This window comes from Marinobacter salinexigens (genome assembly GCF_008370345.1).
Lineage (GTDB): Bacteria > Pseudomonadota > Gammaproteobacteria > Pseudomonadales > Oleiphilaceae > Marinobacter > Marinobacter salinexigens.
In genome coordinates this window covers 252,511-274,284 of record NZ_VTUU01000004.1, presented here as the reverse complement: position 1 = coordinate 274,284, position 21,774 = coordinate 252,511, and the positions used below count along the sequence as shown (strand labels likewise).

The 21,774-nt window shown below is 54.2% G+C and carries 15 protein-coding genes; 4 read left to right on the top strand and 11 right to left on the bottom strand.

The window, feature by feature from the left end; translation table 11 throughout:
- Nucleotides 1-189: 189 nt before the first annotated feature.
- The 7 genes from lpdA to sdhC all read right to left on the bottom strand — a co-directional run bounded on the left by lpdA (nt 190) and on the right by sdhC (nt 9,254).
- Nucleotides 190-1,632: a dihydrolipoyl dehydrogenase gene (gene lpdA / locus FWJ25_RS10870; RefSeq protein ID WP_149600305.1), complete on the bottom strand. Its 1,443-nt coding sequence runs from the start codon at nt 1,630-1,632 to the stop codon at nt 190-192.
- 35 nt (nt 1,633-1,667) lie between these two features.
- Nucleotides 1,668-2,876 (bottom strand): 2-oxoglutarate dehydrogenase complex dihydrolipoyllysine-residue succinyltransferase, encoded by a 1,209-nt coding sequence (odhB, locus tag FWJ25_RS10865; RefSeq protein ID WP_149600304.1) that lies wholly within the window; start codon nt 2,874-2,876, stop codon nt 1,668-1,670.
- Nucleotides 2,877-2,901: 25 nt separating this feature from the next.
- Entirely contained in the window at nt 2,902-5,739 is a 2,838-nt protein-coding gene (locus tag FWJ25_RS10860) for a 2-oxoglutarate dehydrogenase E1 component (RefSeq protein WP_149600303.1), read from the bottom strand.
- A 307-nt stretch (nt 5,740-6,046) separates the two neighbouring features.
- A complete protein-coding gene (locus tag FWJ25_RS10855; RefSeq protein ID WP_149600302.1) occupies nt 6,047-6,751 on the bottom strand; it encodes a succinate dehydrogenase iron-sulfur subunit in 705 nt (234 codons plus the stop codon).
- A gap of 14 nt (nt 6,752-6,765) precedes the next feature.
- The gene (sdhA, locus tag FWJ25_RS10850) at nt 6,766-8,538 is read right to left on the bottom strand and encodes a succinate dehydrogenase flavoprotein subunit (RefSeq protein ID WP_149600301.1); all 1,773 of its coding nucleotides are present in this window, start codon (nt 8,536-8,538) and stop codon (nt 6,766-6,768) included.
- A 3-nt stretch (nt 8,539-8,541) separates the two neighbouring features.
- Nucleotides 8,542-8,886 carry a succinate dehydrogenase, hydrophobic membrane anchor protein gene (gene sdhD, locus FWJ25_RS10845; RefSeq protein WP_149600300.1) on the bottom strand — a complete coding sequence of 115 codons (345 nt, stop codon included), beginning with the start codon at nt 8,884-8,886 and terminating at the stop codon, nt 8,542-8,544.
- A complete protein-coding gene (gene sdhC / locus FWJ25_RS10840) occupies nt 8,880-9,254 on the bottom strand; it encodes a succinate dehydrogenase, cytochrome b556 subunit (RefSeq protein WP_149600299.1) in 375 nt (124 codons plus the stop codon). The genes sdhD and sdhC overlap by 7 nt, the downstream gene beginning before the upstream one ends.
- 478 nt (nt 9,255-9,732) lie before the next feature.
- Between sdhC and gltA the strand changes: the two genes are divergently transcribed.
- Entirely contained in the window at nt 9,733-11,007 is a 1,275-nt protein-coding gene (gene gltA / locus FWJ25_RS10835) for a citrate synthase (RefSeq protein ID WP_149600298.1), read from the top strand.
- Nucleotides 11,008-11,109: 102 nt separating this feature from the next.
- On the opposite strand, the gene FWJ25_RS10830 is transcribed toward gltA, so the two are convergent.
- Nucleotides 11,110-12,321, bottom strand: a complete 1,212-nt coding sequence (locus FWJ25_RS10830) for a M48 family metalloprotease (RefSeq protein WP_149600297.1) — start codon at nt 12,319-12,321, stop codon at nt 11,110-11,112.
- 320 nt (nt 12,322-12,641) lie between these two features.
- On the opposite strand from FWJ25_RS10830, the gene FWJ25_RS10825 reads away from it, so the two are divergent.
- Entirely contained in the window at nt 12,642-13,523 is an 882-nt protein-coding gene (locus FWJ25_RS10825; RefSeq protein WP_149600296.1) for an NAD(P)-dependent oxidoreductase, read from the top strand.
- A 30-nt stretch (nt 13,524-13,553) separates the two neighbouring features.
- On the opposite strand, the gene topA is transcribed toward FWJ25_RS10825, so the two are convergent.
- From topA to fadB, 3 genes are all read right to left on the bottom strand, one after another.
- Nucleotides 13,554-16,199 carry a type I DNA topoisomerase gene (topA, locus tag FWJ25_RS10820; protein ID WP_149600295.1) on the bottom strand — a complete coding sequence of 882 codons (2,646 nt, stop codon included), beginning with the start codon at nt 16,197-16,199 and terminating at the stop codon, nt 13,554-13,556.
- A 272-nt stretch (nt 16,200-16,471) separates the two neighbouring features.
- Nucleotides 16,472-17,647 carry an acetyl-CoA C-acyltransferase FadA gene (gene fadA, locus FWJ25_RS10815; RefSeq protein WP_149600294.1) on the bottom strand — a complete coding sequence of 392 codons (1,176 nt, stop codon included), beginning with the start codon at nt 17,645-17,647 and terminating at the stop codon, nt 16,472-16,474.
- A 33-nt stretch (nt 17,648-17,680) separates the two neighbouring features.
- Entirely contained in the window at nt 17,681-19,828 is a 2,148-nt protein-coding gene (gene fadB, locus FWJ25_RS10810) for a fatty acid oxidation complex subunit alpha FadB (protein ID WP_149600293.1), read from the bottom strand.
- A gap of 463 nt (nt 19,829-20,291) precedes the next feature.
- Between fadB and FWJ25_RS10805 the strand changes: the two genes are divergently transcribed.
- Entirely contained in the window at nt 20,292-21,113 is an 822-nt protein-coding gene (locus tag FWJ25_RS10805; protein WP_149600292.1) for a hypothetical protein, read from the top strand.
- A gap of 151 nt (nt 21,114-21,264) precedes the next feature.
- A complete protein-coding gene (locus FWJ25_RS10800; RefSeq protein ID WP_149600291.1) occupies nt 21,265-21,696 on the top strand; it encodes a universal stress protein in 432 nt (143 codons plus the stop codon).
- The last annotated feature ends 78 nt before the right edge of the window (nt 21,697-21,774 follow it).

The window sequence follows — 21,774 nt, the reverse complement described above, 5'->3', positions numbered from 1 at the left end:
AATGTCCCGTCTATTGATGGATAACCACGTACGGAAATGAACCCGCTGGCCCACCGCCATTGATGAACCTTAAGCGAATTCTGTTTAGCGGGCCAAGGATCGCCTGAACCCGCTGGTTACGCGCCTGAAAAGCTGCCTTTATGATGGCAGCGGGGCGCCACGAATGGCGCCCCGAATTTCAGAATTGCGTTACTTCTTCTTGCGGCGGTTAGCGACGTGAATCGCGCCACCAGCTACGGCCAGCGCCGCCTCATGCACAGACTCGGACAGAGTCGGGTGCGCAAAGCAGGTCAGAGCCAGATCTTCAGCGCTGGAACCGAATTCCATGGCGATAACGCCCTGGGCAACGATTTCAGAAGCTTGCGGTCCACTCACGTGGAAGCCAAGGATACGATCTGTCTTTGCATCAGCAATGATCTTGACCATACCCGAAGCCGCATTAGCGGCCATGGCCCGGCCATTTGCTGCGAACGGGAAGGTACCCACATTGTACTCTTCACCATCGGCCTTCACCTGCTCTTCAGTCTTACCGACCCAGGCAACTTCAGGCGTGGTGTAGATCACGTTCGGGATGCAGTCGTAGTTGACCTGCGGCTTGTGGCCAGCAATACGCTCCGCCACAACAACACCTTCTTCAGATGCCTTGTGCGCCAGCATCGGGCCACGAACCACATCGCCAACAGCCCAGACGCCAGGAGCTTCAGTCTTGCAGTTGTCATCAACGAAGATGAAACCACGCTCGTCCATGCTCACGCCGGAATCTTCAGCGAGGGCTCCGTCAGTATAAGGACGACGACCTACGGCAACGATCAGCTTGTCGAACTTGGCTTCCTGCTTGCCCTTGCTGTCTTCGTAGGTCACGTTGACCAGCTTGCGCTTGACTTCAGCGCCGGTCATGCGAGCACCGGTGATGATGTTCAGGCCCTGCTTCTGGAACTGCTTCAGCAGATCCTTGGCAATCTGCTGGTCAACGGCTGGCAGGAAGGTATCCTGCGCTTCGAGAACAGTGACCTCTGCACCCAGGCGAGCCCATACGCTGCCCAGCTCCAGCCCGATAACGCCCGCTCCGATAATGCCAAGACGCTTCGGCACTTCAGGGAATTCCAGAGCGCCTTCGGAGTCTACGATGTACTCACCGTCAAACGGCGCCGGCGGGATCTCGATTGGCTTGGAGCCAGTCGCGATGATCACGTTGTCCGCTTCGTAGGTAGAGGTTTTGCCATCCTTATCGGTAACTTCGACCTTACGACCGGCCAACAGCTTGCCGTGACCGTGGATAGAGGTAACGCCGTTAGCTTTGAACAGACCAGCAATACCGCCAGTCAGTTGCTTAACGATGCCGCCCTTGCGCTCCATCATCTTGGCAACGTCAATTTTCACGCCACTGGTCTGGATACCGAAACCATCGAAGTCATGGCTGGCTTCTTCGAACTTGTGGGTAACTTCCAGAAGTGCCTTGGAAGGAATACATCCCACGTTCAGGCAGGTACCACCCAGTACCTGGCTCTTGCCATCTTCGGACGTCCAGGACTCGACGCAAGCGGTTTTCAGCCCGAGCTGCGCGGCCTTGATAGCTGCTACGTAACCGCCAGGGCCGGCACCGATGACAATGACGTCGTACTTATCAGACATAATTTATCCCGTTTACTGATTCGTTGAGTGTCGGTTTACACGTCCAGCAGGATACGTGCGGGATCTTCGAGCATTTCCTTGATAGCAACCAGGAACTGCACAGCTTCCTTACCGTCGATCATACGGTGATCGTATGACAGAGCGAGGTACATCATCGGCAGGATCTCTACCTTACCGTTTACCGCCATCGGGCGCTCCTGGATTTTGTGCATACCCAGGATTGCAGTCTGAGGCGGGTTCAGGATCGGAGTAGAAATCAGTGAACCGAAGATACCACCGTTGGTGATGGTGAAGGTGCCACCGGTCATTTCTTCAATAGCCAGCTTGCCTTCTTTCGCTTTGGTGCCGTACTCGACAATCTTCTTCTCGATATCGGCCAGGCCCATCGCATCGGAATCACGAAGAACCGGAACAACCAGACCGCGGTCGGTAGATACGGCAACGCCGATATCCTGGTAACCATGATAAACCATGTCGTTACCGTCGATAGAAGCGTTAACCGCAGGGAATCGCTTCAGAGCTTCGGTTGCTGCTTTGGTGAAGAACGACATGAAGCCCAGCTTGATGCCGTGACGCTTCACGAAGCTTTCCTGGTATTGCTTACGCAGCTCCATAATCGGAGCCATGTTCACTTCGTTGAACGTGGTCAGCATCGCGGCAGTTTGCTGCGCATCGACCAGACGCTTGGCGATGCTCGCACGCAGGCGGGTCATCGGTACACGCTTTTCAACTTTCTCGCCCTGAGCAACATTCACCTCAGCAACGGGAGCTGCAGGCTTGGCTGCTGCCTGACCCTTGTTGCCGTCGATGAAAGACTGAACGTCTTCTTTGGTGACACGTCCATCTTTGCCAGTACCTTTTACAGCACTCGGATCAACGCTGTTTTCCTCGGCAAGCTTACGGGCTGCCGGGCTCAGGATTGCATCACCAGACGCTGCCGCAGGTGCTTCAGCCGGTGCTTCTTCAGCAGCAGGCTTGCTTTCTGCCGGCTTGGCCGCGCCAGCCGCACCTGCCTTGAACTTACCGATTACTTCACCGCTCTCGACGGTGTCGCCTTCGCCCTTAAGGATTTCCTCGATCACACCATCAGCAGGTGCAACAACTTCAAGGACAACCTTGTCGGTTTCGATATCGACAATCAGTTCGTCACGGGAACAGGCTTCACCCGGCTGCTTGTGCCAGGTCGCGACGGTACCCTCTGCGACCGACTCCGGGAAAACGGGGGATTTAATCTCAGTTGACATTACAATTCCTTAGTTCGGTAGCTCGTCAGATTTCAAACGCGTCGTTAACCAGTTTCTTCTGCTCTTCAATGTGAACCGACATATGGCCACAGGCAGGAGCAGCCGAAGCATCACGACCGGCATACTGAAGGTACAGCTTTGGATTCAGGCGCTGCAGTGCATTGCGCATATGGTGCTGACTACAGTACCAGGCACCCTGGTTCATCGGCTCTTCCTGACACCAGACAACGTGTTTGAGCTTCGGATACTGGCTCAGCAATTCGTCGAGGTCATCTGCCGGGAACGGGTACAACTGCTCGATACGGATGATGGCAACATCATCACGTTCGTCAGCTTTTTTCTTCTCCAGAAGATCAAAGTAGACCTTACCGCTACACATGATCAAACGGGTAACCTTCTTGGGATCGGAAGGCTCCTTCTCTGGCAATATGGTCTGGAAGGTACCTGACGTCAGGTCGTCCAGATCTGAAACAGCTTCCTTGTGTCGCAGAAGGCTCTTCGGCGTGATCGCGACCAGCGGCTTACGCAACGGGCGCTTGACCTGACGACGAAGCATATGGAACACCTGAGACGGCGTGCTCGGAACACAGACCTGGATGTTGTGTTCAGCACACAACTGCAGGTAACGCTCAAGGCGTGCAGAACTATGCTCTGGCCCCTGCCCTTCATAACCGTGCGGCAGCAACAGTGTCAGACCACACAGACGGCCCCACTTGTGCTCACCACTGGTCAGGAACTGGTCGATAACGACCTGAGCACCGTTGGCAAAATCGCCGAACTGAGCTTCCCAGACTACCAGTCCGTTAGGTGCGGTGGTCGAATAGCCGTACTCAAAGGCCATAACCGCTTCTTCAGACAGCAGAGAATCGTAAAGCTGGAAACTCGGCTGATCATCTGCGATATGCTGAAGGGAGATATGGGTTGAACCGTCTTTCTGGTTGTGAAGAACCGCATGACGGTGGGAGAAAGTACCACGACCAACGTCCTGACCGGTGATCCGGATCGGATGGCCTTCGCTCAGCAGAGAGGCGTAGGCCAGCATCTCACCGTAACCCCAGTTCAGCCCAAGAGCACCTGCGGTCATTTTTTCGCGGTCATTAACGATCTTTGACACCTGACGCTGAACCACAAAACCTTCCGGTACAGATGTGATCTGTTTGCCGAGTTTCTTGACGGTCTTGAGGTTTACACTGGTCTTACACTTGGCTGTCCACTCGTGTCCCAGGTAGGGAGTCCAGTCAACGTAGAGCTCTTTATTGGGCTCTTTGACCAGAGACTTGACCACGTGTTCGCCGTTATCCAGCGCGTCACGGTATTCGGTTTCGCTCTGCTTGGCTTCTTCTTCTGTGATCACGCCCGCAGCTACCAGCTCTTCGGCATACAGACCACGAGTCGTTTTGAGCTTGCGGATCTTTTCGTACATCAGTGGTTGGGTTGCCGCCGGTTCGTCCGCCTCGTTGTGACCGCGACGACGGTAGCAAACCAGATCGATAACCACGTCACGCTTGAATTCGTTGCGGTAGTCCATGGCCATCTGGGTCACGAACAATACCGCCTCGGGATCATCAGCGTTCACATGCAGGATCGGAGCCTGAACCATCTTGGCGACGTCCGTACAGTACTCTGTAGAACGGGCATCTTCCTGCTTGCTGGTTGTGAAGCCTACCTGATTGTTGATGACGATATGGATGGTGCCGCCTACCCCATAGCCCCGGGTCTGGGACATCTGGAAGGTTTCCATCACAACGCCCTGACCGGCAAACGCCGCGTCACCGTGCATGACAATCGGAACAACCTGGCTGCCATCGGTATCACCACGGCGATCCTGACGGGCACGGACTGACCCTTCAACAACCGGAGACACGATTTCGAGGTGAGATGGGTTAAACGCCATTGCCAGGTGAACCTCGCCACCCGGCGTCATGACGTTGGAAGAGAAGCCCTGGTGATACTTGACGTCCCCGGAGCCGGAATCCGCCAGTTTCTTACCCTCGAACTCATCGAAGAGTTCTTTCGGGTTTTTGCCGAGTGTATTCACCAGTACGTTCAGGCGGCCACGGTGAGCCATACCCAGAACGATTTCTTTCGCACCATAGGAACCCGCACGCTGAATAAGCTCATCCAGGCAAGGGATGAGACTTTCACCACCTTCCAGACCAAAACGCTTAACACCGGGGTAACGGGAGCCGAGGTATTTTTCCAGCCCTTCAGCTGCTGTCAGGCGCTCAAGGACGTGTTTGCGGGTTGACGCCTCATACTCCGGCCTGGAGCGTACCGGCTCCATACGCTGCTGGAACCAGCGCTTGATACGGGTGTCGACGACATGCATATACTCAGCGCCAATGCTCTGGCAGTAGGTCTTGCGCAGTCCTTCAACAATATCCGAGAGCTTCATCGTCTCGGACCCGAAGCTCAGAGAACCAGTCTGGAATTCGAGATCCAGATCGGCATCGCTGAGTTCGTGGAATTTGGGATCGAGATCTTCTACCGGTTCACGCTGCCATACGCCGAGTGGATCAAGCTTGGATTCCTGATGTCCGCGGAAACGGTAAGCGTTAATCATCTGCAGAACGCGAATTTGCTTCTTGTCTGCATCAGATGTGGCACTGGCGGGAACGCCGCTGGATGCCAGAAAACGCTGGTTACGGGAAATGTGCTCAAACTGTTCGCGAATTGAAGAGTGAACGACGTCCTGGCCTTGGTAGCCATCGACACTCGGCAGCTTTTCAAAATAGCTGCGCCACTCTTCCGGTACGGCGTTGGGGTCTGTCAGGTAGGTCTCAAAAAGCTGTTCAACGTAGGCAAGATTTCCACCCTGCAGGTGGGAAGTCTGCCATAACTGCTCCATGATGCTTTCGTGCATGTGAATAGCTCACCTTGGGCTGGTGCGGGGAGCCGGTATGGTCGGTCAGGGGTAATTCTCAGTCAATACGCGTTATTACGGCGTGACTTTAACCACCACACACGACATGGATGTTTTCCTATCCCCAGTGGTTTTTATACTCGGCAATCCGTTGAGAGCCTCTTAAGCTCCCGCGACGGCTTGCGTAGTGTGCACCCCTCTAAGACTTATGACTATAAGCCTTTGGTTGAAGGCCCCGCGCCATTGCAGGGCCTCCGAGGTGCTAGCCTGGTCAGAACAGTATAGCGTTTGCTGAGAATCCTGCTGCTTAAGTAGCCCGTTGCAACAGAAGGTTCCGGATATGGCCGATAGCCCTTGTGGGGTTCAGACCTTTCGGACAAACGCTGACACAGTTCATGATGCCCCGGCAGCGGAATACGCTGAACGGATCATCCAGATTTGCCAGACGATCTGCCTGGGCTGTATCCCGGCTATCAGCCAGGAAACGGTATGCCTGCAGCAGACCAGCAGGACCAACAAACTTGTCCGGATTCCACCAGAAAGATGGGCAGGAAGTAGAACAACATGCACAGAGGATACACTCGTACAGGCCGTCCAGCTTCTCACGATCTTCCGGAGTCTGCAGACGCTCAATGGCAGGCGCCGGCTTGTCGTTGACCAGATACGGCATGACCTTTTCGTACTGCTTGTAGAACAGGCTCATGTCAACAACCAGGTCACGGATGACCGGCAGACCTGGCAGAGGACGCAGAACCAGCTTGCCATTCTTGACCACATCCGATACCGGAGTGATACAGGCCAGGCCATTCTTGCCGTTCATGTTCATGCCGTCGGAACCGCAAACACCTTCACGGCAGGAACGACGATAAGCAACGGTGGAATCTTTTTCCTTGGCCAGAGCCAGGACATCCAGAACCATCAGGTCCTTGCCTTCCGGCAACTCGATCTCAACGTCCTGCATGTAAGGGGCGTTATCGGTTTCCGGATTGTAACGGTATAGGCTTACCAACATTTCGTACTACCCCCTTAATAAGTCCGGATCTTCGGCTCGAAGGTCTCAACGGTCTTCGGAGCAAAGTTCACATCACGCTTACCAACCCGCTTCTCAAGCGGGAAGTACATGGAGTGCTTGAGCCAGTTTTCATCATCACGCTCAGTGAAGTCATTACGGGCATGCGCACCGCGACTTTCCTTACGCTCGATAGCAGACTTGGCTGTCGCGTAGGCAACCTCAAACAGGTTGTCCAGCTCCAGTGCCTCGATGCGGGCAGTATTAAAGGCGTTACTGGTGTCAGTCAGCTTCGTCTTACGAACGCGCTCACCGATCTCTTCCAGCATCTTCAGACCCTTCTCCATGCTTTCGCCGTCACGGAATACGCCGAAATACAGCTGCATGCAGTTCTGGAGATCCTTACGAACCTGAGCAACATCTTCACCATCGGACGCGCTGTTCAGACGGTCCAGACGAGCCATGGCACGCTTGATGTCGTCCTCGCTGGCGCCATCAACCTCAAAGCCGCCACGAAGCTGCTCTTCAATGTGCAGGCCAGCCGCACGACCGAAGACCACGAGATCCAGCAGAGAGTTACCGCCCAGGCGGTTCGCGCCGTGAACAGATACACACGCAGCTTCACCGCAGGCAAACAGGCCAGGGATCGGCTGATCATTACCGTTCTCGTCCTGAGTCAGTGCCTGGCCGCCAACGTTGGTCGGAATACCGCCCATCATGTAGTGGCAGGTCGGAACAACAGGAACCGGAGCCTTAACAGGATCAACGTGAGCAAATGTCTTGGACAACTCACAGATACCCGGCAGACGCAGGTTAAGCGTTTCTTCACCAAGGTGGTCGAGCTTGAGGAGAACGTGATCCTTCTCTGGGCCACAACCACGACCCTCAAGGATTTCCAGAACCATGGAACGGGCTACAACGTCACGACCCGCCAGATCCTTAGCGTTGGGAGCGTAACGCTCCATGAAGCGCTCGCCCTCGGAGTTGATCAGGTAACCACCCTCACCCCGACAACCTTCAGTAACCAGAACACCAGCGCCATGAATACCGGTCGGGTGGAACTGCCACATTTCCATGTCCTGAACCGGGTAGCCTGCACGCAGGGCCATACCGATACCGTCACCGGTATTGATCAGGGCATTGGTTGTAGAGGAGTAGATACGGCCGGCACCACCGGTCGCGAGGACAGTCGCCTTACATTTAACGTAAGCAACTTCACCGGTCTCGATTTCGATGGCTACGACGCCAACCACTTCGTTCTTGCTGTTTTTGACGAGATCAACAGCATACCACTCGTTAAGGAAGGTGGTACCGCCCTTAAGGTTGGCCTGATAAAGGGTGTGCAGCAGCGCGTGACCAGTACGGTCAGCAGCAGCACAGGTACGAGCGGCCTGACCGCCCTTACCGAAATCCTTGGATTGACCACCAAACGGACGCTGGTAAATACGGCCCTGCTCAGTACGGGAGAACGGCAGCCCCATATGCTCAAGCTCGAAAACAGCCTGAGGGCCTACAGAACACATGTACTCGATCGCGTCCTGGTCACCGATATAGTCGGAACCCTTGACGGTATCGTACATGTGCCAGCGCCAGTCATCATTGGGATCAGCACTTGCGATCGCACAGGTAATACCGCCCTGGGCGGACACAGTGTGCGAGCGGGTTGGAAATACTTTTGTGATACACGCGGTATTGATACCGGATTCGGTCAGCTGCAGGGCGGCTCGCATACCAGCACCGCCACCACCGATAACAATCGCGTCATAAGACATGGTCTTGATGTTAGACATTGATTAAAGCCCCCAAAGAATCTGAATGCCCCAGACCACATACACGAACATGGTCAATCCACACGCTGCCTGAACCAGGAATCGCGGGCCCATGGACTTGATGTAGTCGGTAGTAACGGTCCAGAGACCAACCCAGGCGTGAGCGCCGAGGGACACGAGAGCCAGTAGACTGAAGATCCGGAACCAGGTCTGGCCGAACAGAGCAGACCAGGTTTCGTAATTCACATCTGATGTCAGCATGAAGCCAAGCAGAAAGATTGTGTACAACGCTAATACGTAGGCAGTTACCCGCTGGATCAGCCAGTCAAAGACTCCACTGCGACCCAGGTTCGTGACGCTGTTTACCATACCCAGACTCCTGCCAGAACGATGAGAATGACGGAAACCACAATAGTAATCTTCGCGGCGAGGCGGCCGCTCTCAAGATCTTCACCAATACCCATGTCCATAAACAGGTGTTTGATACCTGCAACAAGGTGGTAAAGCAGAGCAGACAAGATGCCCCAGATAATCAGCTTGGCAAGGAAGCTGTCCAGCAGTTCACTCACACGACCGAAGCCATCTTCCCCGGACAGGGAAAGCTGAAGTCCGTACAGCAGGAAGGCAACACCAACAAAAATGATGATGCCGCTTACGCGGTGCAATATGGACGTTATGGCTGGCAGTGGAAAATGAAACTTGCCGAGATCGAGATTTACTGGTCGTTTGCTATTCACAGCGCTCTCACACTCTCTCTTGGTACCGCAGGACCGGAAACCGGCAGCGGTTAGTTGGTATGTAAGGATCAGCGTGCAGATACGAAACCGGCACACGATTGGCTCAGGAGGGAGGCTTACACCGGTTGAATCTGCCGACTGGCGTCACCAGCAACCGGGTGTATCCCCGTTTCCGGGCTACGGATTATAAGGAGTAGCCCTAGTAATTACAAACCTGCAATACGGCCCCCACCGCGGTTTTGCAGGCACAACGGCAGCTATAAGGACTATTGACAAAATATATTTCTGCCCGAAAAGGCCGTCATTCGGGTTATCACGGATTTACTTGAGTTTATTAAAAATGAGTTTTCCACCCTCTTCCATTGACAAAAAAAGCCAACGCCCTATATTTTCCCGCCAGTTTTGCGATAATACGCGCCTTCTAGCGCATCTATAAATGCAGAAAAAGCTGTTTCAAGCTGATAAATAGGAGAGCACCATGACCGACAGGAAAGCCACGCTCTCGATGGGAGACACTACCATTGAGCTACCGGTTTATTCCGGCACCGTCGGCCCTGACGTTATCGACGTACGAGGCCTAGTCCAGGAAGGCGTTTTCACTTACGACCCCGGATTCGTATCCACAGCAGCCTGCGAATCAGCCATAACCTACATTGATGGCGGCAAAGGCGTTCTCCTGCACCGCGGTTACCCTATCGATCAGCTCGCCGAGCATTCAGACTACCTTGAAGTCTGCTACCTGCTCCTGCACGGAGAACTGCCGTCCGAGGAAGAGAACAAGCGCTTCCACGAGACCATCAAGAACCACACCATGCTGCACGACCAGATGCGCAACTTCTTCCACGGTTTCCGCCGTGATGCGCACCCGATGGCGATTATGTGTGGCGTTGTTGGCGCTCTGTCCGCCTTCTATCACGACCAGATGGACGTCACTGACGTGCATCAGCGCGAAATCACCGCCCATCGCCTGATTGCCAAAATGCCCACCATCGCAGCCTGGTGTTACAAGTACAGCCTGGGTCAGCCGTTCATGTATCCGCGCAACGACCTGTCCTACTCCGAAAACTTCCTGCAGATGATGTTTGGTGTTCCTTGCGAGGAGTACAAGCCCAATCCGATCCTGGCCAAGGCCATGGACAAGATCTTCATCCTGCACGCAGACCACGAGCAGAACGCGTCCACATCGACCGTTCGTCTGGCTGGCTCTACCGGCGCTAACCCTTACGCCTGTATCGCCTCCGGCATCGCAGCACTCTGGGGCCCGGCTCACGGCGGCGCGAACGAAGCCGTACTGGACATGCTGGCCGAGATCGGTGACGAAGCCAACATCGAAACGTTCATTGCGAAGGCCAAAGACAAAGACGATCCGTTCCGCCTGATGGGCTTCGGCCACCGGGTTTACAAAAACTTCGATCCGCGCGCCAAGGTTATGCGCGAAACTGCGCACGAAGTTCTTCAGGAACTGGGCCTGGAAAACGATCCACTCCTTCGGATCGCCCAGCGCCTCGAACAGATTGCCCTGGAAGACGAGTACTTCGTTCAGCGTCAGCTCTACCCGAACGTCGACTTTTACTCCGGCATCATCCTGAAAGCCATCGGTATCCCGACCTCCATGTTCACAGTGATCTTCGCCATGGCCCGTACCATTGGCTGGTTCTCTCACTGGAACGAGATGGTCAGCGGCAACTACCGCATTGGTCGTCCTCGTCAGCTGTACACCGGCTCCGAAAAGCGCGACTACCCGAAGAAGTAAGCCTCGCAGAGACTTCTTTTCCGGAAACAGAAAGGCCGCTCTTAAGCGGCCTTCCTGTTTCTGACGATCAGCAGAATATCTCCTGCAAACATTGATATTCCATTACTGACAGTCACCAGGCAGAAGTTTCGACTCCACATTCTGTCCGTAACAGGACCAGGTGATGTCACCTTCCGAATAGGTAGGCTCGAGAACGATGTATTCCGGCTCGCCATCGGCGTCTACACCCATCTCGACACCGATCATTCCGCCATCGTAAAGATCAATAGAAAAATTGCTCTGGGTATTTTCAACCAGTGGCTCAGGATACCCCAGATCAAGCATGGACTCCGGCCAGGCTTCATTTTCAAAGGCATAGTTCGTTACCTGCTCCTGAATGCTCAGTGCCTCGCTATAACCTATCGCAAAGCGAGCCCGTTCCTGATACTCCTTGTAGGCAGGAATCGCGACGGCCGCAAGCACACCAATAATCGCAACGGTAACAAGCAACGACGCGGCTCCGCCAGCACCACCGCCCACTCTGGGCACCATCAGGGACAACATCCAGGCCAGCAGGCTTCTCCGCGGATGATGGACCTCCCTTCCCTCCGCCAACGCAACTGCGGTCGCCATGCGTTTTGTCAGCCAGGGATAATCGCCGGTAAGCTCGTTAAACGACATCCAGAACCCATTAGTGGCCTGAACCTGCCCAATGTAGGCGTCAACGTTAATGGTTTTCCAGCGAGTGTCACCGGCAGCTATGGCGGCAATAGCTGCCCTGATATCTGCGCTCGACTCACAGCATGCAACACCGTAGCGATCACAGGTATATTCTTCGGCACGCCGCAATGCAGGCCCGACCACCGGAAGCAACGACCCAGGCATAAGGAAGGTACGCCATGTGAGATGTTTACGGTGAATATGCCCCAATTCGTGCCCGATATAGAAATCTATAGCTCCAGGCTGATCTTCAAGCGCATCAATGACATCCGTAAAGATCACGACGAAATGCCGACCAAGAAACTTCGTAGCCAGCGCATTGAAGAAGTCGGTGCGCAGAAGGTAGGCCTCCGGGACATCCTTGACACCCACCCTTTCGCAGCAACGAACCAACCGCTCGTGCAGATCTGGATACTGCTCTGCCGTTATTCTTACGCCCGAGCCTTTCAAATGGGAAATAAACGCAGAATGCGCAAACAGGAAAAAGAGGTAACCGAGCAACAGATAGAGCAGTACAATTCCAAAGGTACCAACAACCAGCGCCAGCCAGATCACAGCCGAAAACACGGCCGCTATTCTTAGTAGCGGCTTTTCATTTTTATAAACCAGGTTCATGCAATTCCCTCAACATGATGACCACATGGAGCCCCTGTCTCTTGCAGGCTCCGCCAGGACATGCTGCAGGAAAGGGGCCAGGAATCAGAACCTTGCCAGCCAACTAAACGAATGTGCTTCCCTGCAACAGACCCCGAAAGTATAGGAAGCCCGGTCCTCCTGGTCTATCGCAACAGGTCATGGCGTTACCGTTCTTTGCAATTACTCACATAACTCCCAAAAACACCCTCATCTACGCTATTCTCGCTAGTTGTCATAGGCGAATCACATCCAGACACATCGCTCGCCGAACAGCCACCCGTTTTTCATGGAGTAACACAATGACAGTAACCGCCACCTTCATAGGTCTTGGTGTTATGGGCTACCCAATGGCCGGACACCTTGCCCGCGCCGGTCTGACAGTAAAAGTATGGAACCGGACTCATGCCAAAGCAGAACAGTGGGCAAAGGAGTATTCGGGGACAGCCTGCGAGACCATCGCAGACGCCGTGCAAGGCGCAGATTTTGTCATGACCTGTGTGGGCGCTGACAAAGATTTGATAGAAGTCTATGAAGGTGACAGCGGGATCATTACCAATGCGCCAGAGGGAGCTATCCTGATTGACCACACAACCGCATCAGCCGGTGTGGCAGAGCGTCTCTCTGAGGCTGCCTCAAAACGCAATCAACCGTTTATTGACGCCCCCGTATCAGGTGGCCAGCAGGGCGCGGAAAACGGCCAACTCACCATCATGTGCGGTGGCCCGGATACAGCTTACGAAAAGGCACAGCCCGTGATGGATCACTACGCCCGGGCGCTTAATCTGATGGGGCCGGCTGGTAGTGGCCAGAAGACGAAAATGGTCAATCAGATTGCCATTGCGGGGTTGGTCCAGGGGCTCTCCGAGGCGTTGCACTTTGCCGAACAGGCCGAACTCGATGTCAGTAAAGTCGTGGACGTTATTTCAAAAGGTGCTGCCCAATCCTGGCAAATGGAAAATCGCTCCGGGACTATGATTGCAGGTGAGTTCAATCATGGCTTCGCGGTGGACTGGATGCGCAAAGACCTTGGCATCTGCCTTGAAGAGGCGCGCAAGGTCAGAGCCTCATTACCAGTAACCGCCCTGGTGGACCAATTCTATGGAGATGTGCAGGAAATGGGGGGGCGCCGCTGGGATACATCCTCCCTCATTCAACGGCTAAGAAAGTTCAGGAAATCCTAAAAAAACGGGGGCTTACGCCCCCTTTTTAAATTACTTTTTAGTTTTTTCCTGGGCCTGCCATTTACCGTTGACATACCAGGCAGACCAACCAGTCGCCTTGCCGTCCTTCTCAGACATGACGTACTGCTCCTTGGACTTTCGACTGTAGCGAATGACCGAAGGATTACCTTCCGGATCAGCTTCCGGTGCGTCCATCAGGAAATCGTACTTGGGATCGATTTCCTTCCGATGAGGCTTAATTTCCTTCACCAGAGGCGGACGGGTCTCCCGGTTTTTCGGGAATTTGCTAGCCGCGAGGAACAGGCCGGACGCACCGTCTCGCAGTACGTAGGTATCATCGACCTTTTGACACTGCAGCTCCGGCATAGGCACAGGGTCCATTTTAGGCGGCGCAGGCTCACCGTTCTTCAATAGTTTACGGGTATTCTTGCACTCCGCATTGGTGCAACCGAAGTACTTACCAAAACGGCCGGTTTTGAGCTGCATTTCCGAGCCGCACTTGTCGCACTCCAGAGTTGGGCCATCGTAACCCTTGATCCGGAAGGTTCCTGTTTCGATTTCGTAACCAGAACAATCCGGGTTATTACCACACACATGCAGCTTCCGGGTTTCATCGATCAGGTAGCTGTCCATGGCAGTACCGCACTTCGGACAACGACGTTTTTTGCGCAGCAGGCGGGTCTCGCCCTCACCTTCAACATCGTCGTCCGCGCTGACCACTTCGTCGCCCGAGACCAGGTTAATCGTAGTCTTGCAACGCTCCTTCGGCGGCAATGAGTATCCGGAACATCCCAGGAACACTCCCGTGCTGGCCACACGAATCTGCATATTCCTGCTACAGGTCGGACAGGGAATATCAGTCTCGGTGGGCGTGTTTGCCCGCATACCACCTTCACCCGCACCTTCAGCCGACTCGAGTTGCTGCCGGAAACGGCCATAAAAGTCGTTCAGTACGTTCTTCCAGTCGACATCACCCTCAGCGATTTCATCCAGCTCATCTTCCATCTTCGCAGTGAAGTCGAAGTCCATCAGGTTTGGGAAGGATTCAGACAACCGTTCGGTTACGATCTCCCCCATTTTTTCCGCGTAGAAACGACGGTTCTGAAGGCGGACATAGCCTCGGTCCTGAATGGTTGAAATGATTGAAGCGTAAGTGGACGGGCGCCCAATACCCTGCTTCTCAAGCTCTTTAACGAGGCTCGCTTCGGTGTAGCGCGGAGCCGGCTTGGTAAAGTGTTGCGATGGGTCCAGCTTATTCAGGTCAAGCACATCGTTAACCTGAATATCCGGCAGTGCCACATCTTCATCTTTTTTTGACGACTGTGGCGCCGCCTTGAGGAAACCGTCGAACTTGATGATACGGCCACGGGTGCGCAGCTCGTAGTCACCGTTAGCAACAACGATAGAGGTGCTGAGGAATTCCGCATCAGACATCTGGCAAGCGATAAACTGCCGCCAGATCAGGTCGTACAGCTTCTCAGCGTCCTTCTCCAGGCCGCTGATATCCGAGGGGCGACGGGCAACATCCGTCGGTCGAATGGCCTCGTGAGCCTCCTGAGCGCCTTCCTTGCTGCCGTATACCCGCGGGCTCTCCGGCAGGTACCGATCACCGAATTGCTTACCAATGAATTCACGGCAGCTGGCTACAGCATCCTGGCTCAGGTTCGTGGAATCGGTACGCATATAGGTAATGAAGCCAGCTTCGTAGAGTCTCTGAGCCAGCATCATCGTTTTCTTGACGCTGAAGCCCATACGGTTGCTGGCCGCCTGCTGCAGCGTTGAGGTAATAAAAGGCGCAGACGGACGAGACCTTGTAGGCTTGTCTTCGCGCTTGGCCACTTTGAAAGCGCCCGCTTTCAGGCGAGCGACATGATCGTTACTTTCAGTCTCGTTGACAGGACGGTAGTTCTTGTCCTGATAGCGAGTCACTTCGAATCGTACCTGCTGTGCAGCCTGACCCGGCGTCAGGTCCGCATGCAACTGCCAGAATTCCTCTGGCACAAATTTACGGATTTCCCGTTCACGTTCAACGATCAGCCGAACAGCAACTGACTGCACCCTACCAGCAGAAAGACCACGAGCCAGTTTCGCCCACAGCAGAGGCGAAACCATGTAGCCCACGACCCGATCAAGGAATCGGCGGGCTTGCTGGGCGTTGACCCGGTTGTTGTCGAGTGTTCCGGGGTCCTTGAAGGCCTCCTGGATCGCCCGCTTGGTGATCTCATTGAACACCACCCGACGATATTTTTCGGGCTCGCCTCCAATAGTCTGCTGCAGGTGCCAGGCGATCGCCTCTCCCTCGCGGTCCAAATCCGTTGCGAGATAGATGTGATCGGCGGACTTGGCCAGACGCTTGAGCTCGCTGACCACCTTTTCTTTGCCAGGAAGAATTTCGTAACGGGCGTCCCAGTTTTTGTCGGGATCAACACCCATCCGAGCAACCAGCTGCTCTCGGGCCTTACGTTTCTTGTGAGCTGCTTTCTCCTCCGGACTCATTTTCCGGGTTAGCGCAGCCTGGCGGGCACGTTCTTTCGGATCACTCTGAGATCCACTTCCACTCACGGGAAGATCACGAATGTGCCCCACACTCGACTTAACGATGAAGTCTGAGCCCAGGTATTTATTGATGGTCTTCGCTTTCGCTGGTGACTCGACAATTACGAGACTTTTACCCATATCGGAGATCTGTATCCTTGGCGATAAATCGGTCAATTATTCAGCAAACCGTAAACTCGCTGTAAAATCAGTCGGCTAGAAAACACACAAGCGCCGCTATTCTGTATAGGCTCACTGTTTTACAGGGTCAAGAATAGCAAGACAACCCATTCTTTGGTTTCCATCGCGCTTTTTTTCCCGGTGCCGGGAGTTATGGCCCTCCCGGCACAAACAGAAAGGCCCGGCATAAAGCCGGGCCTTTCAGGACATCGCCTCTTATTCCTCCAGGAAAATCAGAGACGCTCCCATACGGTCGCAATGCCCTGACCAAGACCGATACACATGGTGGATACACCATATTTACCGCCTTTGGCTTCGAGTACGTTAACCAGGGTTGTAGAGATACGGGCACCGGAGCAGCCGAGCGGATGGCCCAGGGCAATCGCACCGCCGTTCAGGTTAACCTTCTCGTCCGCAACAGCGGTCAGCTTGAGGTCCTTGATCACCGGCAGGGACTGACCGGCAAACGCCTCGTTCAGCTCCCAGAAGTCGATGTCTTCAACCTTCAGACCAGCACGCTTCAGTGCCTTCTTGGTGGCCGGAACCGGGCCGTAACCCATGATTGCGGGATCGCAACCGGCAACCGCCATGCTCACGATACGGGCGCGCGGCTTGAGGCCGAGGGCTTCTGCACGCTCTGCGGACATCAGCAGCATGGCTGCAGCGCCGTCGGTGAGCTGTGAAGAAGTACCGGCAGTCACGGTACCGTTCTTCGGATCGAACGCCGGACGCAGCTGGCCCAGGGACTCAGCAGTGGTCTCGGGACGAATGGTTTCGTCGTTTTCGATCAGCACCTTGAAGCCATTCTCGTCGTGACCTTCAACAGGCACGATTTCGTTCTTGAAACGACCTTCCAGGGTCGCTTCGTGGGCCAGGCGATGAGAACGTGCACCGAACGCGTCCTGCTGCTCACGGGTGATACCGTGCATCTTGGCCAGCATTTCTGCAGTCAGGCCCATCATGTTGGACGCCTTGGCAGAATACTTGGAAGCAGCCGGGTTGTGGTCAAAGCCTTCGGTCATGGGCACGTGGCCCATGTGCTCAACACCACCAACCACAAACACATCACCGTTACCGGTCATGATGGCCTGGGCCGCGGTGTGGATAGCAGTCATAGCGGAACCACACAGACGGTTCACAGTCTGCGCTGCAGATTCGTGAGGAATCTTGGTCAGCAGTGAAATCTGACGTGCAACGTTGAAGCCCTGTTCTTTGGTCTGGTTTACACAGCCCCAAATCACGTCTTCTACTTCTTTCGGGTCGAGCTTGGGATTACGCTCGAACAGTGCGTCGATCAGGACAGCCGACAGAGTCTCCGCACGTACATTGCGGAAACAACCGTTTTTGGCACGACCCATCGGAGTCCGCACGCAATCGACGACGACAACGTCTCTCGGATTCAGGCTCATAGATCTTTCTCCGTTCGGAAATCTCGTTCAGGGTTAGCCAAAGAACTTCTTGCCAGTCTTGGCCATTTCACGCAGCTTCTCGGTCGGATGGTACAGAGGACCGAGGTCTGCATACTTGTCTGCCAGTTCGACGAACTTGTCGACACCCATGTCATCGATGTAACGCAGGGCGCCACCACGGAACGGAGGGAAGCCGATGCCGTAGATCAGACCCATATCAGCGTCTGCTGCAGCTTCAACAATGCCGTCTTCCAGGCAACGAACAGTTTCCAGGCACAGAGGAATCATCATGCGAGCGATGATTTCTTCTTCGTCGAAGTCCTTCTGACCATTAACAACAGGCTCGATCAGCTTGTAGGTCTCTTCGTCTGCAACCTTTTTCTTCTTACCCTTGCGATCCAGTTCGTACTTGTAGAAACCGATGTCGTTCTTCTGACCGTAGCGGTTATTTTCGAACATGACGTCAATGGCGGACTTGTTCTCGTCCTTCATCCGATCGGGGAAGCCTTCAGCCATAACTTCGTTGGCGTGCTTGGCAGTATCCATGCCCACAACGTCGAGGAGGTAAGCAGGACCCATTGGCCAGCCGAACTTCTCCATGACCTTGTCAACTTTCTGGAAGTCGGCACCATCGCGGACCAGGCCGGCAAAGCCGCCGAAGTACGGGAACAGGACACGGTTAACCAGGAAGCCCGGGCAGTCGTTTACGACGATCGGGGTTTTGCCCATGGCCTTGGCGTACGCAACTGTAGTCGCGATCGCGCGATCACTGGTCTTTTCACCGCGGATAACCTCAACCAGCGGCATCATGTGTACCGGGTTGAAGAAGTGCATACCACAGAAGTTTTCCGGGCGCTTCAGGTTCTTGGCCAGAAGGTTGATGGAAATTGTGGAGGTGTTGGACGTCAGGATAGCGTCTTCACGAACCTGATCTTCAGTTTCGCACAGAACAATGTCCTTGACCTTCGGGTTTTCAACAACCGCTTCAACAACCAGGTCTACGTTCTTGAAATCACCGTAATTCAGGGCCGGAGTAATGCTGTTAAGAACATCCGCCATCTGGTCAGGCTTCATCTTGCCGCGGCCTACGCGCTTGGTCAGCAGGCCTTTGGCCTCCTTCAGACCCAGCGCGATACCTTCCGGCGCAATATCCTTCATGATGATAGGCGTGCCTTTCAGTGCGGACTGGTAGGCCACACCGCCACCCATGATACCGGCACCAAGTACGGCAGCCAGTTTGACGTCAGAAGCTTCTTTCTCCCATGCGCTGGCTTTTTTCTTCAGCGCCTGGTCGTTCAGGAACAGACCGACAAGACACGCGGCAACGTTGGTCTTGGCCATTTTGGCGAAGCCTTTGGCTTCAACCTCAATCGCCTTGTCACGGGTCATGCTGGCATGCTTCTGCATGGTCTTGATGGCTTCAACCGGCGCAGGATAGTTCTTGCCAGCTTTGCCACCGACGAAGGCTTTGGAGATCTCGAACGCCATCATGCTTTCCATAGCGTTCAGCTTGATCTTGCCTTTCTTTTCTTCGCGACGGGCCTGATTGTCGAGCTTGCCTTCGTTGCACTGGTTAATAATGGCAACAGCAGCGTCAACCAGCTTGTCAGCTTCGACTACAGCATCAACAGCGCCAACCTTGAGTGCGGCATCAGCACGATTTTCGGTGCCACCACAAATCCACTCAACAGCATTGTCAACACCAACCAGACGTGACAGACGGACCGTACCACCGAAGCCCGGGAAGATACCAAGCTTGACCTCGGGAAGGCCTACTTTCGCCTTCGGAGCCATAACACGGTAATCAGTCGCGAGGCACATTTCGAAACCACCACCCAACGCGATACCGTTGATGGCGGTTACGGTCGGGAACGGCAAATCCTCAACGGCGTTAAATACTTCGTTAGCTTTCAGGTTGTTGGCAACCAGATCTTCTTCTGAGCCAGCAAACAGCTCAGTAAATTCTGTGATATCCGCGCCAACAATGAAGCTGTCTTTAGAACTGGTTACAACCAGCCCCTTCAGATTCTTCTGCGCTTTGATAGCGTCGGTAGCGGCACCCAGCTCTTCAATAGTGAGACGGTTGAACTTGTTCACTGACTCGCCCTGCAAGTCGAAGTTCAACTGAGCGATCCCGCCTTCGATCTCTTTAACCGTGATGGCTTTACCTTCGTAAATCATCAACTGATCTCCAGTCTGTGTTTGGAACTGCTTTCAGCTGGCAAAAAGGCATCTCCAGACACCCTGATACCGGCTGTTTGTGCAGCGAGATTTCGGTCACTGCCCGATCAATCGATTCAAAATTCATACAGTCGTTTGAATCGTGAGGGCACACGATGAAAAAAAAACGGGCGTTTGTCAATTTCTTTCTTGTCGAAAGGACGCAAAAGTCTCCGCTGTACCGGAGGCGTCGGAAGAAAGGACTACAGGAATTGTTGTAGTTCAGTGGCGCAGGCAACACACCACCGGCAAAACCGGAACTTCATCACGTAAATTTAAAAGTTATTTACAGTTACCGCCCGGAACGCCGGCAAAACCGCTTGATTGGCCGACTCAGTTACTTTAACTTCGATCTACGACTTTGGTCCACAACCATAGCCGGTTTTAGTCTACAACAATAAAACGCACTACGGAGAAGCTTCCGATGAAAGACACTCGCCTGCGGGTCCAATCGCTGGTCATAGCACTGATTCTCTTGGCATTTACATCACTCGGCGCTCGCGCTGCAGAAACATCCGACAGCTTCCTTTCCGACCTGCATACTTTTCGCATAAGCAACTACATGGCTCTTGATGCCTACTACAAATTCAGCGCCAACGGCGACACCAACACCCTGAATGAAATTGTGGCGGGCATTAATGCCGCAAACGATGCAATGGACCGCCTGGGCGGCGACTCCACCGGCGTACTCACGGGTGAGCAGGTAGGAACCCTCAGTCAGGAGTTCGACAAGTTCAAGAACCTGATGCGTGACAATATCAATGATGTCCGCAAAACCGGCTACCCGGACCTCCGGCTTGTCTCGGACATGGCCAATCAGGCCCTGGAGATGAACAACATGGCCACTGAACTCTATGAAACTGCCCGTGAGAGTAACGAAACAGCCACCAGCCCAAGGGTTGAAGCCGCCCGCTCTGCAGCCGTTAAAATGGCCCAGATGATGGCCAAATACTCTGCCCGAACCAATTCTTCGGTCTCCCAGACATTCCAGGGTTCCGCTTCAGAAACGCCTCTGGATGTGCAAGCCCGGGAGTTCGACGCCCTGCTCTCGACAGTGAAGAAAGGAAACAGCTCTGACAAGGCATTGAAGGCGGCCATTGAAGACGTTGCCTCGAAGTGGCTGTTTATCCGCAACTCCTATATCAACTACAACGAAAACAACGTCAGCTTCGTTATCGACCGCTACTCAAAGGGCATACTGAAGGGCCTGGCCAATACCATCGATCTGCTGGATGGCACAGCCTGATTCGACACCCGGCGGGCGTAATTGCCCGCCAACCCTCACTTTTTCTTACTCATTTAATTGATACCCGTCAGTTTCCCACTACACTTTTGAGAACCGTTTTGGAGTACTATTCTTGTATCCAGACTGAATTCAAAAGGAAAGGAGTAAGACCATGTCTGCTTTCAAGAAAATGCTTGTCGCCATTGATCTGACCGAGGAAGCCCCTCAGGTCCTGGACAAAGCGAAAGCTATGAGCGAAGCGCACAATGCAGAACTGTTACTGGTTCACGTGGTAGAGCCCGTTGGCTATGCCTACGGCGGCGATATCCCCATGGATCTGACCGAACTTCAGGATCAACTGGACAAAGCCGCCCACGAACAGATGGAAAGCTACGGCAACCAGTATGGCGTAGACAAAGCCCGGCAAGTGGTAGCGGTGGGACGCCCGGAATCAGAAATTCACCGGATAGCGAAAGAAGAAAGCGTGGATCTGGTTATTGTCGGCAGTCATGGCCGAAAAGGCTTCCAACTGCTTTTGGGCTCAACTGCCAATGGCGTGCTGCACGGCACCGAGTGCGACGTACTTGCCGTTCGGATTAACTGATCCGGGATTCAGATGTGCCCGGAAGCTCCGCCTCCGGGCATCCCGGCCACCTACCGGCCGGAACCGACGTTCAGCACC